The organism is Ewingella sp. S1.OA.A_B6 (genome assembly GCF_049889095.1).
Classification (GTDB): domain Bacteria; phylum Pseudomonadota; class Gammaproteobacteria; order Enterobacterales; family Enterobacteriaceae; genus Ewingella.
The window spans coordinates 49,003-64,313 of the sequence record NZ_JBLJFK010000003.1 but is presented as its reverse complement, the minus strand read 5'-3'; the positions used below and the strand labels follow the sequence as shown (position 1 = coordinate 64,313).

Annotated in this window: 16 protein-coding genes; 5 read left to right on the top strand and 11 right to left on the bottom strand. The window is 53.4% G+C overall.

Going from position 1 to position 15,311, the window contains the following annotated elements; all coding sequences use genetic code 11:
- Positions 1-21 precede the first annotated feature (21 nt).
- Both ACMV8I_RS10085 and ACMV8I_RS10080 read right to left on the bottom strand, forming a co-directional pair.
- Entirely contained in the window at positions 22-534 is a 513-nt protein-coding gene (locus tag ACMV8I_RS10085) for a TRAP transporter small permease (protein WP_498865283.1), read from the bottom strand.
- A 57-nt stretch (positions 535-591) separates the two neighbouring features.
- Positions 592-1,569: a TRAP transporter substrate-binding protein gene (locus ACMV8I_RS10080; protein WP_498865094.1), complete on the bottom strand. Its 978-nt coding sequence runs from the start codon at positions 1,567-1,569 to the stop codon at positions 592-594.
- Positions 1,570-2,027: 458 nt separating this feature from the next.
- Here ACMV8I_RS10080 and exbB point away from each other — a divergent pair, with 458 nt between their 5' ends.
- Both exbB and exbD read left to right on the top strand, forming a co-directional pair.
- Positions 2,028-2,954: a tol-pal system-associated acyl-CoA thioesterase gene (exbB, locus tag ACMV8I_RS10075; RefSeq protein WP_498865282.1), complete on the top strand. Its 927-nt coding sequence runs from the start codon at positions 2,028-2,030 to the stop codon at positions 2,952-2,954.
- 6 nt (positions 2,955-2,960) lie between these two features.
- A complete protein-coding gene (exbD, locus tag ACMV8I_RS10070; protein ID WP_498865093.1) occupies positions 2,961-3,392 on the top strand; it encodes a TonB system transport protein ExbD in 432 nt (143 codons plus the stop codon).
- 92 nt (positions 3,393-3,484) lie between these two features.
- Here the strand turns inward: exbD and ACMV8I_RS10065 are convergent, their stop codons facing one another.
- Entirely contained in the window at positions 3,485-4,303 is an 819-nt protein-coding gene (locus ACMV8I_RS10065) for a shikimate 5-dehydrogenase (protein ID WP_498865092.1), read from the bottom strand.
- Between the two features lie 128 nt (positions 4,304-4,431).
- Here ACMV8I_RS10065 and alkB point away from each other — a divergent pair, with 128 nt between their 5' ends.
- Entirely contained in the window at positions 4,432-5,088 is a 657-nt protein-coding gene (gene alkB / locus ACMV8I_RS10060) for a DNA oxidative demethylase AlkB (RefSeq protein ID WP_498865091.1), read from the top strand.
- 65 nt (positions 5,089-5,153) lie between these two features.
- Here alkB and ACMV8I_RS10055 read toward each other — a convergent pair whose 3' ends face one another.
- Positions 5,154-6,011 carry an SDR family oxidoreductase gene (locus ACMV8I_RS10055; RefSeq protein ID WP_498865090.1) on the bottom strand — a complete coding sequence of 286 codons (858 nt, stop codon included), beginning with the start codon at positions 6,009-6,011 and terminating at the stop codon, positions 5,154-5,156.
- A gap of 111 nt (positions 6,012-6,122) precedes the next feature.
- Here ACMV8I_RS10055 and ACMV8I_RS10050 point away from each other — a divergent pair, with 111 nt between their 5' ends.
- Complete coding sequence (locus ACMV8I_RS10050) at positions 6,123-6,539, top strand: winged helix-turn-helix transcriptional regulator (RefSeq protein ID WP_498865089.1); 417 nt, start codon at positions 6,123-6,125, stop codon at positions 6,537-6,539.
- A gap of 161 nt (positions 6,540-6,700) precedes the next feature.
- Positions 6,701-7,183 (top strand): cold-shock protein, encoded by a 483-nt coding sequence (locus tag ACMV8I_RS10045; protein WP_498865088.1) that lies wholly within the window; start codon positions 6,701-6,703, stop codon positions 7,181-7,183.
- 66 nt (positions 7,184-7,249) lie between these two features.
- Here the strand turns inward: ACMV8I_RS10045 and ACMV8I_RS10040 are convergent, their stop codons facing one another.
- The 7 genes from ACMV8I_RS10040 to ACMV8I_RS10010 form a co-directional block, all read right to left on the bottom strand.
- Positions 7,250-8,215, bottom strand: a complete 966-nt coding sequence (locus ACMV8I_RS10040; RefSeq protein ID WP_498865087.1) for a Csu type fimbrial protein — start codon at positions 8,213-8,215, stop codon at positions 7,250-7,252.
- Positions 8,212-10,782 (bottom strand): fimbria/pilus outer membrane usher protein, encoded by a 2,571-nt coding sequence (locus ACMV8I_RS10035; protein ID WP_498865086.1) that lies wholly within the window; start codon positions 10,780-10,782, stop codon positions 8,212-8,214. Before ACMV8I_RS10035 ends, ACMV8I_RS10040 begins: the two co-directional genes overlap by 4 nt.
- Before the next feature lie 18 nt (positions 10,783-10,800).
- The gene (locus ACMV8I_RS10030) at positions 10,801-11,583 is read right to left on the bottom strand and encodes a fimbrial biogenesis chaperone (protein WP_498865281.1); all 783 of its coding nucleotides are present in this window, start codon (positions 11,581-11,583) and stop codon (positions 10,801-10,803) included.
- A 33-nt stretch (positions 11,584-11,616) separates the two neighbouring features.
- Positions 11,617-12,153 (bottom strand): Csu type fimbrial protein, encoded by a 537-nt coding sequence (locus ACMV8I_RS10025; RefSeq protein ID WP_498865085.1) that lies wholly within the window; start codon positions 12,151-12,153, stop codon positions 11,617-11,619.
- 11 nt (positions 12,154-12,164) lie between these two features.
- Positions 12,165-12,683, bottom strand: coding sequence for a Csu type fimbrial protein (locus ACMV8I_RS10020; RefSeq protein WP_498865084.1), 519 nt, complete (start codon positions 12,681-12,683; stop codon positions 12,165-12,167).
- Between the two features lie 65 nt (positions 12,684-12,748).
- Positions 12,749-13,294, bottom strand: a complete 546-nt coding sequence (locus tag ACMV8I_RS10015) for a Csu type fimbrial protein (RefSeq protein ID WP_498865083.1) — start codon at positions 13,292-13,294, stop codon at positions 12,749-12,751.
- A 455-nt stretch (positions 13,295-13,749) separates the two neighbouring features.
- Positions 13,750-15,288: an MFS transporter gene (locus ACMV8I_RS10010; RefSeq protein WP_498865082.1), complete on the bottom strand. Its 1,539-nt coding sequence runs from the start codon at positions 15,286-15,288 to the stop codon at positions 13,750-13,752.
- Positions 15,289-15,311 lie beyond the last annotated feature (23 nt).

Here is a 15,311-nt window from a genome sequence, read left to right as displayed (position 1 = left end):
TATGCTCCAGAAAAGGGGCTATCAGGCGTCTGAATTACCAAGCCGGACCACCGGGCGCTGGGCCTGCGGGCCTGCAAGGATTTGCTCAATGATAAACAGCACGGTCAGCGCCGAACCGAGAGGCAGCGGCAGATAAGTCTGCCCGGCGGTCAGCTGCGGAAACTCCGCTACAGGCTGCTGCCACAGTTCACTGCACAGATTCAGGCTGTACCAGAGGATAAACAGGCTGATGGTCAGCATCATCAGGTCAGAAAGCAATGCGAATAATCTCTTCAGCGCCGGTGGCAGGCGGTCGGTGACCATCGCCACCATGATGTGAGAACCGGAGCGATAGGCCACGGCCGCGCCGATAAAGGTGAAGGTCACCATGCACAAGATAGCGACCGGTTCCGGCCAGGAGAGGGCGCGATTCATGACATAGCGCGCGAAGATCCCAATCGGGATCACGGCCACCATCAGCAGCAGGGCGATCCCCGCCAGCCACATGGAGAAGAGATACAGTATGTCCATCAAACGTTGATAACGGTTCAGCATGAAACCCCCGAAAGTGCGCGAAATGTGAGGCAACATTGCAGGTTGCCTCACATCAGGTTATTGAACGTCGGCAATTTTCTGCATCAGCCCTTCGTGGCCTTTACCGAATTCATCACGCACCGGTTGGGTCGCTTTGAAATAGTCCTCGCGGTCAATCTCATAAAACGCCACGCCGCCCGCTTTCATAGTGGCAAGGGATTTGTCGTTGTAGGTTTTCCACAGCTCGCGCTGCTCGTCCTGCGCTTCTTTCGCCAGTTTCAGCATCAGTTGTTGATCGTCTTTCGACAGCTTGTCCCACTTCACTTTTGAATAGAGGAACAGTTCGGGAATAATGAAGTGACGGCTGTAGGTGTAGTTTTTCACCACCGGCATATAGTTGTGGGCGACGAACGTTGGCGGATTGTTCTCCGTGCCGTCGATAACCCCGGTTTGCATCCCGCTGAACACTTCACTGACGCCCATCGCTACCGGGTTAGCTCCCATGGCTTTGAGTGTTGCCAGCGCAATTGGGCTTCCCTGAACGCGGATTTTCATGCCACGCAAATCTTCAGGTTTCACCACTGGCTGTTTGGTGATCAGGTTGCGTGTACCACCATCCATCCAGCCCAGAAACACCAGGCGGGATTTCGGGTCATTAGTGATCTTATCGCCAATCTCCTTGCCGATATTGCCGTCGAGCACCTTATGCATGTGGTCTTCATCGCGGAAAACGTAGGGCAGGGTGAAGACGCTAATCTCCGGCAAAATCGACGCCACCGGCGTCATCGACACACGGATAATGTCCAGCGCTCCGATCTGAGCCTGCTCGATTTCCTGTTTTTCATCACCCAGCACGCCGCCGGGGAAGGTTTTTATCTCCAGCCTGCCGTCGGTTTGCTGTTGCAGTTTTTCGCCCATGTGTTGTACGGCAACGACGTTAGGGTAGCCTTGGGGGTGAACATCGGCGGCTTTGATCGTCTGTGCCAGCAGACTTTGACTAAAGAGAAGGGTAGCGGAACTCAGGCAAAGACTGAAAATTGCGTTCTGCATTTTCATAGTTTTGTCTCCAGGGTACTCAGTTAGTAAGGAAAATAAAAACAGGGGAAATGGATGACATGTAAGAAGGCTGCCGGTGTCCGGTCTTTACCCACTTCGGAAAGATACCCGATCAGGGGTGCTGTTTATTTGAACGATGTCACAAACTGATAACAGTTATGGAATTATATTTCTTAATATTTAAAACGGCGTTTTGTTTGTAATTAATGTATCGATCGATTGATTTACGCGTCAATTTTTTCCAAAAATGTGAACTGGGTGAGGTTTGACGCATTTGCGGATAAACCCCAAAAAGCTTGTTACCGGTCAATGACATGGGCGCACGGGGCAGCGATAATGTAAATAATAATGAGAACCACTATCAATTCGAGCTTTTTGTTTGATATGATTTGGCGCTATCAACCCCCATACACATTGATTCTGGCTGGAGGCGACGCTTGAAAACGGCTCGCAATAAGATGAAAGAGATGGCGTCATTTCTGATGCCATTAGTTTTGGTAGCATGCCTTGCTGGCAATGCCTACGCGGCACCTTCTTCTGCGGCAACTGAAGCGGTAACGCAAGCAGCCCAACCGACAGACAGTACTAACGAAACTCCAGCGGCAGTGACGCCGATCAGCGCTTCTGCTGCGCCCGTCGATAATAGGGTCGCGCTTCCGGTTATCCCTAAAGATCTCTCCGTGCTTGGCATGTATCACCACGCTGACGTGATAGTGAAAATCGTGATGATTGGCCTGTTGCTGGCCTCGGTGGTCACCTGGACGTTGCTGTTTAGCAAAGGTGCTGAAGTGTGGAGCGGCAAGCGCCGTTTGCGCCGTGAGTTCGCTGCACTGGAAACGGTACGCACGCTGGACGAAGCCGCTGAGCAGGCAGAAAGTTTTGACGCTAACAGCATCAGCAGCCAGATGGTGCGCGATGCCCAAAATGAACTCGAACTATCCGCTGGGTCAACCGACAACGGCGGCATCAAGGATCGTACTGGTTTTCGTCTGGAGCGCCGCGTCAGTGCTGCCGGACGCCATATGGGCCGTGGCAATGGTATCCTCGCCACCATCGGCGCTATCTCTCCGTTCGTCGGTCTGTTCGGTACGGTGTGGGGCATCATGAACAGCTTCATTGGTATTGCCCAGACGCAAACCACCAATCTTGCCGTGGTCGCTCCTGGGATTGCCGAAGCTCTGCTGGCTACCGCCGTTGGCCTGATTGCCGCGATCCCAGCAGTGGTGATTTACAACATCTTCGCCCGCACTATCGGCTCTTATCGCCATCAGGTGGGGGATGTGGCCGCGCAGATTTTACTGTTGCAGGGACGTGATCTGGATCTGGCTGCCAGCGCAGGTGAAACATCGCGGCCAGTGGCCGATCGCCAGTTGCGCGTAGGGTAATAAATTATGGCCATACGTTTAAATGACGATCTCGACGAAAGCGGTGAAATGCATGACATCAACGTCACGCCTTTTATCGATGTGATGTTGGTGTTGTTGATCATCTTCATGGTGGCCGCGCCACTGGCGACCGTTGATGTACGTGTAGATTTACCCGCCTCGACGGCTAAGCCGCAGCCGCGCCCGGAAAAACCGGTGTTCCTCACCGTGAAAGCTGACAAGCAACTCTATCTGGGCGACAGCGTTGTTAATCGCGATAACCTCACCGCACAACTTGATCAACGTACGCACGGCGACAAGCAGAGCACCATTTTCTTCCAGGCTGATAAGTCGGTAGATTATGAAACACTGATGGGCGTGATGGATACCCTGCGAAAAGCCGGTTATCTGAAAGTGGGTTTAGTGGGTGCTGAGCAGACCGGTAACGTAACGCAATAGATTTTTTAGTCTCGATATAAACGGCCCGCGATGAAAATTTCGGGCCGTTTTAGTGAGTTCTGTTGGCGTGTTTACTTATTCTCGGGGGTACATCACCCTCGGGCGTGCGTCGCGGCCTGATCAATCAGTGCATCATTCGGGCGTTTTCCGGTGTACAACACGAACTGTTCTACCGCCTGTAGCGTCGCGACCTCGGCGCCGGTGATCACCTGCTTGTTGTGTTCACGTCCGTAACGGATCAGCGGTGTCTCCACCGGCAGAGCCACCACGTCGAAAACGATAGAAGCCCGGTCAATCACTTCCGGTTCAAAGGCCAGTGAATCCACCTCGGGGCCGCCGGCCATGCCAATCGGCGTGACGTTAATGAGCATATCCACCGTTAAATTACCCACGTCGCTCTTCCACTGGTAACCGTATTCTTGCGCCAGTTCTCGGCCATTTTTTTCATTGCGCGCAACGATATAACCGTTTTTGAAACCGGCATCGCGCAGTGCTGCTACCACGGCTTTGCCCATACCGCCGCTGCCACGCAGCGCAAACACGGCATCATGCGGCACCTGGTAGCCTTCCAGCAATTTAGCGACGGCGATGTAATCGGTGTTATAGGCCCGCAAAATACCGTCGTCATTAACGATAGTATTTACTGACTGGATGGCGGTGGCGGAAGGGTCGAGTTTATCCAGAAAAGCAATACAAGCTTCCTTGAATGGCATTGATACCGCACAGCCGCGAATGCCCAGTGCACGCACGCCTTTAACGGCCGCTTCAATATCCTTCGTAGTGAACGCCTTGTAGACAAAATTCAGATCCAACGCCTGGTACAAATAATTGTGAAAACGGGTGCCGAAGTTGCCCGGACGCCCGGACAGTGACATACACAATTGGGTGTCTTTGTTAATTTCACGGCTCATGGTGCCTCCTGTATAAAAACTGAGTTGAATACGTTAACCAAACCTTAGCGGAAACGCGCCGTATGCCGCCAGCCTTAACGAATTATTTAAGGTATATACTTAGGGGATAACGCCTGCAGGAGGTGGACATGAATTTGGATCTTTTCGATCACCCGGATTTTCATCCGCACTGGCGTGAGGCGTTAGCTCCTGGTGCAGTGGTGCTGCGCGGCGGGGCGCTGCAAGATGATTCCGCATTGCTGGTTGAGATCGATCGTATTGCCGGTCTGGTGCCATTCCAGTATCGCGCTACGCCAGGTGGATATGAGATGTCAGTCGCCATGACTAACTGTGGCGATGTTGGTTGGGTGACTGATCGAAAAGGGTATCGCTATCAGGCAACGTCTCCCGAGAATCAACACCCCTGGCCCGCTATGCCGCCACTGTTTTACGCACTGGCGGTCGATGCCGCAGAGCAGGCTGGTTTCCCAGGTTTTCAGCCGGATGCGTGCCTGATAAACCGCTATCAGCCGGGGGCTAAAATGTCACTGCATCAGGACAAAGACGAGCACGATTTCGGCGCGCCGATTGTTTCAGTCTCACTTGGCCTGCCGGCGACATTTCAGTTTGGTGGCTTGGATCGCAGTGATAAAACCCAGCGTGTGGTGCTCAACCATGGTGATATCGTGGTGTGGGGCGGCCCGGCCCGCCTGCGTTATCACGGTATTTTACCGCTCAAACCAGGCGAACATCTGCTGACGGGGCAATACCGCTTCAATCTGACCTTTCGTCGTGCTCTGCGGTGAAGGCAAGCGGAAAGCCGGCCTGTTAAGCACGCTGTTAACAGGCCGAAACATGACGTGTAAGGGGATCAGAGAGATTTAAGCGTCGCAGCAATCACGTCTTTGAAGGGGGTTGTCGGACGCCCAATCAATTTGCTCAATGAATGTGAATCATCAAACAAACCCCCTTTCGCAGCCGCTGCATCAGAATCCGCCAGCATATTCGACAGCCCTTCCGGTAAACCCGCACCCATCAGCGCTTTAGCAAACTCGGCTTGCGGCAGATTCACGTAATCCACTTTTTTGCCTGACTGTTGCGCGATTTCCGCAGAGAATTCAGCCAGCGTATAGGATTCGTCGCCCGCCAGTTCGTAGATTTTACCCGCCTGATTATCCAGACTCAGCACCGCCGCCGCCGCTTCGGCATAATCCTGACGCGCCGCAGTAGAAAGTCGGCCTTCGCCTGCTGAGCCGATAAAGGCATGGTGTGCCAGCGCAGGTGCCACGCTCGCCGCATAGTTTTCGGTATACCAGCTGTTACGCAGCAGCACAAAAGGCACGCCGGATTCACTCAATGCTTTTTCTGTTGCACGATGTTCAACGGCCAGACCGAGCTGACTTTTATCTGCGTGTAGCAAACTGGTATATGCCAGCAGTTTAACACCCGCACGTTGCGCCGCCGCGATCACCGCATTGTGTTGCGCTTCGCGCTGTCCAACTTCACTGGAAGAAATAAGCAACAGCTTTTCGACGCCTTTAAACGCGGCATCCAGCGTGGCGGACTGGCTATAATCTGCCTGACGCACTTCCACACCTAACTCTGCCAGATCTTTGGCTTTTTCGGGACTGCGTACGGCAGCAATTATTTGATTGGCAGGCACTTTTTTCAGAAGTGCTGTGATAACAAGGCGGCCTAACTGGCCGGTAGCACCGGTAATTGCAATCATGTTGTTTCTCCAAAGTAAGGGTTTATTCAAAAAGAGGTCTTTACCACACTGGCTCTTAAAACATCCTATGCGATATACTAACTTTTCGTAAGTACGCACCAAAAGGTAAGTATGAAGGTTATTCACTCTGAAAAATTTTCTGAACGTTTGACCCTCTCGCAACAAATCCGTCAGGGCAAGATCCTCGATCCGAATTGCCCGTCGCGAGAGGTCCTCCGTCACTTGACCAGCCGCTGGGGATTGCTCATTTTGATCGCCCTGAGCGAAGAAACACTGCGGTTCAGCGAATTACGTCGCAAAGTTGGGGGTATCAGTGAAAAAATGCTGGCCCAAACGCTTCAGGCTTTAGAAGAGGACGGCTTTGTCGACCGGCGTTCATATCCGGTAGTGCCGCCACACGTTGAATATAGTCTGTCGCCGCTGGGGCTTGAGGTTAAGGAACAGGTGACCGGACTGGCCGACTGGCTAGAGTTTAACCTTCACCGCATCCTGAAACAGCGCAGCCTTCGGGTTTTGGGTAGCGAATGATTAACAAGAGAAATTTGGCATGCACGCCAAACTTTTCATCTCTACCCAAAATAATTCGAGGCGCATCGATGCGGTAAAGCGCAGGACTTTAGGCGCGAACTGCATTAAACTGCGCGCTGCAAAATTTGACATGTTGAACGATTAATTAGGCGGTTATAGCGATGAACGGGACAATCACAACCTGGTTTGAAGATAAAGGTTTCGGTTTTATCAAAGATGAAAACGGCGATAATCGTTATTTCCACGTGATTAAAGTCGCCAATCCAGAGCTTATCAAGAAAGACGCTGTGGTGACTTTCGAACCGACCACCAACAACAAAGGCTTGTCGGCTTTTGCGGTGAAAGTTGAACCAGAGAGCCGTTACATTTTTATTGCCGGTGAGCGAATCAAAATCACCAGTATTAAGTCTTTCCTGGCGTACAGCGAAGAAGTACCTGCAGAGTCTCAGGTCAACAAAGAAAACGCCGTGCTATCGGTCGGTTTACTGATGAACCGTATCCGCCCGAAGGAAGAAGAAGAGAAGCAAGCGGAGACGCGCACGCTGAAAAAACTGGCGGTGACCACCTTCCAAAATACTACCTTCATCTTCTCTGAAGACGAAATTAATGTTGATGACACCATTAAGATCCTCAAGGCGCTGTGATCTGCGCGTCCACCGGTGTGACAGTTTTTGCTGACTGCTCTGCACCGGCCTGTTTTTCCTTCCTGATTAATACGTCACCGTCACCAGCACCGTATCGCTGTAGCTTCCGGCCGGCGGATTGGCCTGGCTGGCGTTGACCGTGGCGGTATAACCAATCGACTGAGAAGCGCCGGTACCCGTCATTGACATGTCGGTTGCTGCCGTCCACACCGATGCATCCCCCTTAAAGATCTGATACTGCAAATAGCTGGTTACGCCATTATTGAGTGATGACATTTGCCGATATTGACCACTGCCGCCAACGCTGCTGGCCAATTTCACGCCGTAGGTCGCACCTTGTGTACAGCGGATGCTCAGCGAGTTTGAGGTCACAGAGGCAAAGCCACTCGGGAAGGCTGCTGAGCCAAAACTGACGTTCGGCGCATTATCGATATAACAGAAATTAGTCACCGCCAGGCTAGCGGCAATCACCGTGGTCGCTGTTCCGTCGGTATACGCGCAGACGCCCAGTACACCGGTGAAACAGATATGGTAGGTCCAGTTGATCGTAATATTGTCGTTGTAAAGCCCGGCCTTTAGATTGGCGCCTGTCGCCGTTTTCAGATACAGCGGCATGCTGCCGTCACTGGCATTGAACAGTCCCAGCAGGCCAAGGAGCGAAGTACTGCTCCATGTGTAGGAAGCCCCAACGTTGACCGGCATGGCGCAGGCGCTGTCGCTACAGATAATATAAGGCAGATATTGATTATTGGCGGCGTTAAACAGCCGTGCCGTGGTGCCAATGGCATGGGTGGTGGAGGCTATTCTCGCAGTGACGGTATTGGTAGCTGCCAACGCAAGCAGACTGCCGCTACAGGTAAATCCACTGGTGGCGGTGACCTGCTGCGCCGTACTGGCGACGGTAAATGAGGTGGGCGTTCCAAAATTCCCCGACCCAGATGTACTGGTACAGTCCGCCTGAACACTCTGTAAGCCAACCCAAAATAACAGCAAAGCGGCCAGCCCGCGTGACCCCATTCTCAACAAATTCATTTTCGCTCTCCTGATGCCGCGTCCGGCTGGCAAACCAGCGGACCGATCTGCTCAACACTCTGATGATTGGTATTCAGGTCAAAGCCAATCCGGCACACCGAATTGTCCTCCTGACGGATACTTAACATGTTGTGCTGTTGCAGATTGGATAAATACATCAACCCGTCGTAGCCGACGACCGTAGTTTGCTGGCTGTTTTCCTCGGTAACCAGCGTGCCGAGCTTCAGCGGCTGGCCCTGGGTATCGTTGAGTCTGATACTTGCGGAAAGCACTTTTTTGACCGGGAACTTCACCACCATGCCGCTGCCTTCGCGTACGGAAATATTGCCTGACACGCGGTTTGCCACCACGTCGACGGGCAGCGGCAGGGTATCGATATCCACCTTCGCCGGGTAATAGGAACTGACGTTTGGGATCAGCAGATGGCCGTTTTTATCGGTCTTACCGAGTTTCTGGTTCTCATACAGCACGGGCACCTCGGCGTAGCTGCCGGTATCGACCACGATGAAGGCATCGTTGATCTTGTCCGCCAGGAAAAAGTCATTGTCCATAAACACCACTGAACCACTGAGATCGGCCCAGTTGGTGTACTTGCCGGCCTGCCCGAATACCCCGCCCTGAACGGTGGCATAACGCGATTTCCAGGTGGCATCGGCTTGTTGATACGGTTCACTGCCGCCGCTATAGGCAAGATTCCAGCCCAGCCCGCCGTCGGTTGGCGTGGTTTTACTGGCGCCAACCTGCTCATGATAATTTCCGGCGCTGTTACGCTGTACACCAGCGTTAACGCTAATGCCTGCGTCTAGCGGAATGATAAATTGCAGCTGTGCGCTGTAGCCGTTTTCGCTCAGTGTTTTATTGAGTGACACAAACATGCTGCTCTGACCCCACAGCGAGCGGCTGTAGGAGAAGTTCAGCAGCCGGGTGTGGCTCTGGTCATAGGCTTCGACATCGTAATAACCGATGCCAATGGTGCCGTTCGAGGTCCCAAAAGGCGAAGTGCTGAAAGTGATCTGATCGGCCTGACGGCTAAGGCGGGTGCTGCTGGTATAGGACGTTAAGTCTTGATAGCCCGGCGTGCGCGATGAACGCAGCGCCGAGATGCTGAAACGGGTGGAGTAGTAGGAATACCCTACCGTGTACTGGTTACCGTTCTTCTCTTTGGTATCGCTGTCGGTGTTTGGCTGATTGCTGGTTAGGCTGTTGGTATCGGACAGGTCATTGATTGAGTTATTTTGTAATTTATTGATATTATTGTCATTGTTGACATCTGTATCGAATTCACCACGGGTCGCCGGGGCATGGTTAGCCTGACTCTGGCTACCCGATACGCTGAGCGTTCCCCAGTGGCCAATGGCGACATCTGCCCCGAGGCCGCCAAGCGCCAATCCCTGCGTAGCTTCGCCGTGGGTGGAGAGCGTCAGATAATTGGTGATGCCGAAGCGGTAAATACCGCTGAACGCCGCGTCAGAGTAGTCGGCGTTGTCGATACCATAATTTTTCCGTACCGCACCAAGCGACAGATCAAAGTCAGTCAGGCCGCTACGCAGCAGGGTATTGGAGACGTAAAAAGGCACACTGGTGGAAACCTGCCGCCCAAGGGCGTCAGTGGTGACTACTGTGGCTTCTCCGGCACCGTTGATGTAAGGCACATTGGTGAGGGTGAAAGGCCCAGAATTAAGATTGTTGCTGCTGGCTTTAAAGCCGTTGAGGAACAGATCGACCGTGGTTGGCACCGCCGCTGTGCCACTGTATTGCAGTAACGGGTAGGTCACCAGGTCTGGGCGGACGCCGAAGTTACGACTGATTCGTAACCCGCCCATACGCGCCGAGTTGCTCCATGTCAGGGAGTTGCTGACAAAGTCACCCATCTGGTAGCTGACGAGGTTGGCTTCGTCGGTGTAGCGCCAGAAGGTGTCGTAGCGGATATAGCCATCATGCGAAGTACTGCCGGGCGAACTCTCGATATTGTAACGCCAGGTGCCGGTGTTGGTTAGAATGCCGCCGCTGCTGAACAGGCGCTGCTCCATCAAGGTAGCCAGTGTCCGCGGCCCGGAGTGCGGGTCGGCGTAGTAGGTGTCATAGTTTAATAACAGACCTGTGCTGCTTTGCGCCGGAGTGTAGCCCAACAGGTTGTCGCTGTTGATATTCTGCTTCGGCAACCAGTCGTCCGGCACCTGAAAGACCAACTGTTGGGTTTCGGGGACGTAATTAGCTGTGACCTGCGGAAGGTGGGTGATATTGACCAGCCCCTGCTGCTGCCCATTCAGGTGTACGTGATTTTTGGCCAATACCCCAGCCTCCACCCAATAAGCGTTATTGCGATAGACCACCGCCACCACCTGATTGTCGCTCTGACCATTCACCACTATCGACAAATAGTAGGTCGCGTCAGTCACCACCGGAGCCGCACGAGGTGCGTCCGGCAGATCGCTATACTCAGCGGCCTGCACCAGCCAAGAAGCGACAAGCAGGCTCAGGCTGCCCGCATAAATCAGACTCCGGTAACCCTGAACGTGGGCTCGAAGAAGAAAACGCCTCCCCGGGGTAAAACGTCTGGTTGGCATACGTCGCGGCTCCTGCCTTTATTCGCCGCGAGGGATCATAATGGGTTGAGTGTTATCAGCAATCTGCGCATTGAGCTGGCTGCCTGGCAGCAAGCCCGCCGGGATCGGCCAACGCATCTCCTGCTGCGGCAAAACATAGCCCATAAAGCCGGAGACCATCGGTTTCACGCCTTTTTTAGCATCACCTTTGTTAGACCAGAACACATTGCTCAGGCGCGCATGGACCAGGCCGGTATTACGCACTTTCAGGAAGGATTTTCCTCCTACGGTGCTAATGCTCCATTGCAACAGCGGTTTGGTGGCTGTGGCGCTGTCGCGTTTGACATCGGTGCGGTCATGGGTCCAAATCCCCTCACCCTCCATAAACAGCGGCAGCAGATAGCGCATCTGCAACTGCAGGCCGACCACGGTTTTGTCTTTGCTGGTAGCGTTAGCGTTCAGCGGAGAAGGGATCTCATCGATGATGATACGGAAGGCTTTCTCGGTGTGGGCGGGAACCGGTTTGTTACGCATCATGCGGATCAACTGACGTTGGCCTGGCGCGACAGTGGCAAACGGTGGGCTGGCGATAACGTCGGTCTGGTCGGCATAACGCTCGTTGAAATCCTCCTGCTTCCAGGCCAGTACGCGCACCTGCAACGACACGGGTTCTGCTCCGCGGTTCTCCAGCCAAAGTGCTGAGCCGTTTTGGTCTGACTCAATGATCTGATAGACCGGCCAGACCAGCACCGAACTTGCGGCCATTACCGTCACGGAACCGAACAACAGACCGAGTGAAAAAAGACGTAAAACCATGTGCATAAAAGTTTGATACATAATCCGTATCCTGATGAGTTAATAAGTTAATGTGACAGTAACCGTGTCGGTATAGGTTCCCGCTGCGGGTAAAGTGGTCACTGCAAATAATCGTGCGTAGACGGGATAGGTTTGTGTGGTGCCCGGAAAGCTGGGCACCGTCATTTCCAGTGCGCCGTTTCCCCATACTTTGCTGCGTGCTGGATCCTGATAGAGCTGATAGGCCAACGTTTGTGTAGCAGCCGTAGTGTTGGCCATGTAGCGCTGTGTGGCGCTGCCGCCATGGGTGCCGTAGTCCATGGCGATTTTAACGGTCGCGCCGGGTGTGCAGGTCACCACCACGCTGCCTGTTCCGGCGGTGCTGACCATATCGAGATTACCTGGAACGGAGGCGACTGAGCCGAAATTGAGGGTGCCGAGATTGGTGGTCGGGTTGGTCACGGAACTGCCAAATGCGCAGCCGTTGACAATGGTGGCACTGACGGTGAAATTCTTAGTAGCTGTGCCCGCGTTGAGTGCGGAACAGAACAGCAACGGCAGGGTGAACACCGGGATAAGCAACCACACAGGCATCATGTCACTCCCTGCTACCAGCTGACGGTAACATTCACCGTATCCTGATAAACCCCCGCAGCTGGGGGAGTTTGTGACGGAACACGGCCATAAATCGTATGCCACTGGTCTGCACCATTACCTACATCACTCAGGCCGGTGGTGTTATCCCACAGTGCAGTGCGATTTGCGTTGGTGTACAGGTTATAAAGGACTTTCAGCGCGGCATTAGTGGTATTGACCATGCTGCGACTGGTCACGTTGCCGCTTTTACCGCCATCCATCAAAATTTTATAACTCAGGCCGTTAACACAGTTGACGCGAATCGATCCCGCCAGCTGAGTGCTGGTGGCATTTATTACGCTGGATGTGGTGGCGTAGTTACCGAAATTAAGCGTACCGAAGGTTGTGTTGCCCGAGGTGGTCGTTCCCGCCGTGCAGGCCGGTAACAGCGTCGCGGTAACCCCCAGTGTCGCGGCCTGACTGGCAGGAATAGTAACCAGAACAAGCAGCGTACTGAGAACGGTAAAAAGCAAGAGCACCTTAATATCCATGGTCTTTCCTTCCTCCTGAATAATAGTGAGTTCAGGGCCGTAAACGGCCCTGAAATATTCAGGTATTACCAGGAAAGAGTGGCGACAACGGTATCGTTATAAGTGCCTGCAGCCGGTGCTGTGCTGGTTTGATCAGCAGGCAGAACGCGGCCATAAATCGGGATGTTTTGAGCCGTAGTGCCCGTCGTTAAAGCAACCGGTGTGTTAATGGCTATTTCAGTCGTACGGGAGGTGTCGGAGTAAAGGCGGTAGGGAATGCTATTGCCGCTTGATGTCATGGTACGCAGGCCGCCGGTAGCGGCCAGCCCGCCGTTAAGCGAAAGCGTTGGGCTAAGTCCGGTGCTGCAGGTGATAGTGACCGCATTGGCGCCGTCAGCACCGAATACTGTCCCGTTGATCACGCTGGTTAAATCAGCGTAATTACCGAAGTTTAAATTACCCCATTGGTTGGTGCCGCCTGCGGCGGTGCCGTTACCGACAGTACAACCGGTGCTGATGGTAAGTTGAACCCCTACCTGCCCGGTCAGGGTGCCTGCCGCGTAAGCTCCTGCTGAAAGACTCAGCAGAGCCGTGGTAAATAAGGTGAATAATGATTGTTTTTTTGCGTCCATGATGACTCCCAATGACAACGTTTAAGGCTGTTTATTCATGCAACCAACGCTGCATGTGGAAATCCTCTGGTGGTAATACTTTAAAAACGGCTAAACGGTAAAAATGGGTGCGCATGATGAAGGCTGCGCTTTGTCTGTTTCCCTCCTTCCTTGGGGAATGATCACTGACATTGTCAGTCCGAGCCTTTCAGGTACACCGTTTTCCTTTTAGTAACAGCATCACGAGACTTTGAGACATAGTTAAATATAAGTTAATAAATTTAACTTAAGAAAAATAACTTGCCACTTTTGATAAAAAACACACTAACTCTAATAAATTAAAATTTACGGTTTTTAAAAATTTAATATGTAACATTTGCAGCATTTAAAACCAAGTCAGTATAAGCATTGAGTCGACTTGCTAACTATTCAGCCAGCGCAACCTATGCTTGTATTTTACCGTTATTGAGTGCCGATCACGGTGACAGATCTTTCTGAACCACGGCGTTGCCCGGCACTGTCTCTTTTCCTGCCAGTGCAAGCAGTACTACCAGCGCTGACACCAGAGTGATCGCCACCAGACATAGCAACAGATGGTGCAATGAAGAAGCATAAATCTGCTGCAATTGTTCACGGCTGGCCTGAGACAGCAAATGTTGCGCCTGCTGCAAATCACCGGTCGCCAGTCGTTGGCTGGCTTCTGCGATCCCTGCGCCGGAGAAATGCGCTGCCAGGCCGCCGTGCATAAAGGCTGCCAGTAACGCACCGACCATCGCCAGCGAAATACCTTCCCCCGCCACGCGCGTGGTACTGAAAATACCGGTCGCCATACCTGCCCGCTCTTTTGGCACCACGCTGACCGACAACCCGTCCATCAGACCCCATGGCATGCCGGTGCCCAGCCCAATGAGCAGCATCGGCAAAATCATCTGGTTCAGATTCTGCACATTGACCGCCACGCTCAGCCACCATAAACCCAGCGCCGCCATCACTAAACCCGAGGTGCAAAGCACGCCTGCGCTTATCCAGCGGGTCAGCCATGCGGCAATCAGCGGTACGGCCAGCATCGGTAATGACAGCGCCATCATCATCAGCCCGGCCTGTTGCTCGCTCAGACCCGCAATGCCGATAAATTGCATCGGCAGGATCACCAGCAGCACCACAAAGCAGAAACCGGTCGCCAGCGGTAAAGCCTGCACCCCGATAAAGCGCGGGAAACGAAACAGCGACAAATCCAGCATTGGATGCTTCACGTGCAGTTCCACGCTGATAAACAGCGCCAGCAGCAGTGCGCCGCCGAGCATCGCCAGAACCGGCAAACTTTGCAGACCGTACTGTGGAATATTCATCAGCGCCCAGGTCAGCAGTGCCAGCATGGTGGTAAAACTCAGGGTGCCCGGCCAGTCGATGCCTGCCGCGTCAGGGTTGCGCGACTCCTGCATACGCCAGGCACCGGTCAGCAAAGAAAGCAGGGCGATCACGGTGGAGGAGAGAAACACCGAACGCCAGCCGAAATGGGCAATTAGCAACCCGGCGATAAAGGGCCCGAAAGCCAGCCCGACGCCAAAACTGGTACCCAGCAGGCTAAAAGCGCGGGTGCGCGCCTGACCATCAAACTCTTGTGCCAACGCAGCAGATCCCCCAGCCAGTGCCGCTGCTGCTGCCACACCCTGCGCACCGCGCAGTAAGTCAATTGCCAGCAGGCTAGAGCTGAAACTTTGCAGCAGAGAAAGCAGACCAAAAACGGCCACACCGCAGATAAATACTTTTTTACGGCCAAATTCATCGGCCAGCGCACCGGCGGCCATCAGGAAGCAGCCGAATGTGAGCATAAAGGCGTTGGTTATCCAGCTCAGTGCCTGGGCACTGCCGCCTAATTCGCGGGCGATGGCAGGTGTCGCCACCGCACCGCTGACAAAATTCAGCGGCATAATCATCCCCGCCAGGCAGACGGTGAACAGCACGCTGAGTTGGCCTGAAATGTGAGACGTGGAGTGAGGTTTGGGTTGAGTCATGGTTGTGTCCATAAAACAGGAAA

What these genes read in the sequence shown, in the direction of transcription:
- ACMV8I_RS10025 (WP_498865085.1), bottom strand. Translation starts at nt 12,153, where the DNA reads ATGATGCCTGTGTGGTTGCTTATCCCGGTGTTCACCCTGCCGTTGCTG.
- ACMV8I_RS10010 (WP_498865082.1), bottom strand. Translation starts at nt 15,288, where the DNA reads ATGACTCAACCCAAACCTCACTCCACGTCTCACATTTCAGGCCAACTC.
- ACMV8I_RS10020 (WP_498865084.1), bottom strand. Translation starts at nt 12,683, where the DNA reads ATGGATATTAAGGTGCTCTTGCTTTTTACCGTTCTCAGTACGCTGCTT.
- ACMV8I_RS10055 (WP_498865090.1), bottom strand. Translation starts at nt 6,011, where the DNA reads ATGATTGCAATTACCGGTGCTACCGGCCAGTTAGGCCGCCTTGTTATC.
- alkB (WP_498865091.1), top strand. Translation starts at nt 4,432, where the DNA reads ATGAATTTGGATCTTTTCGATCACCCGGATTTTCATCCGCACTGGCGT.
- ACMV8I_RS10085 (WP_498865283.1), bottom strand. Translation starts at nt 534, where the DNA reads ATGCTGAACCGTTATCAACGTTTGATGGACATACTGTATCTCTTCTCC.
- exbB (WP_498865282.1), top strand. Translation starts at nt 2,028, where the DNA reads ATGAAAGAGATGGCGTCATTTCTGATGCCATTAGTTTTGGTAGCATGC.
- ACMV8I_RS10045 (WP_498865088.1), top strand. Translation starts at nt 6,701, where the DNA reads ATGAACGGGACAATCACAACCTGGTTTGAAGATAAAGGTTTCGGTTTT.
- exbD (WP_498865093.1), top strand. Translation starts at nt 2,961, where the DNA reads ATGGCCATACGTTTAAATGACGATCTCGACGAAAGCGGTGAAATGCAT.
- ACMV8I_RS10035 (WP_498865086.1), bottom strand. Translation starts at nt 10,782, where the DNA reads ATGCCAACCAGACGTTTTACCCCGGGGAGGCGTTTTCTTCTTCGAGCC.
- ACMV8I_RS10080 (WP_498865094.1), bottom strand. Translation starts at nt 1,569, where the DNA reads ATGAAAATGCAGAACGCAATTTTCAGTCTTTGCCTGAGTTCCGCTACC.
- ACMV8I_RS10050 (WP_498865089.1), top strand. Translation starts at nt 6,123, where the DNA reads ATGAAGGTTATTCACTCTGAAAAATTTTCTGAACGTTTGACCCTCTCG.
- ACMV8I_RS10040 (WP_498865087.1), bottom strand. Translation starts at nt 8,215, where the DNA reads ATGAATTTGTTGAGAATGGGGTCACGCGGGCTGGCCGCTTTGCTGTTA.
- ACMV8I_RS10030 (WP_498865281.1), bottom strand. Translation starts at nt 11,583, where the DNA reads ATGCACATGGTTTTACGTCTTTTTTCACTCGGTCTGTTGTTCGGTTCC.
- ACMV8I_RS10065 (WP_498865092.1), bottom strand. Translation starts at nt 4,303, where the DNA reads ATGAGCCGTGAAATTAACAAAGACACCCAATTGTGTATGTCACTGTCC.
- ACMV8I_RS10015 (WP_498865083.1), bottom strand. Translation starts at nt 13,294, where the DNA reads ATGGACGCAAAAAAACAATCATTATTCACCTTATTTACCACGGCTCTG.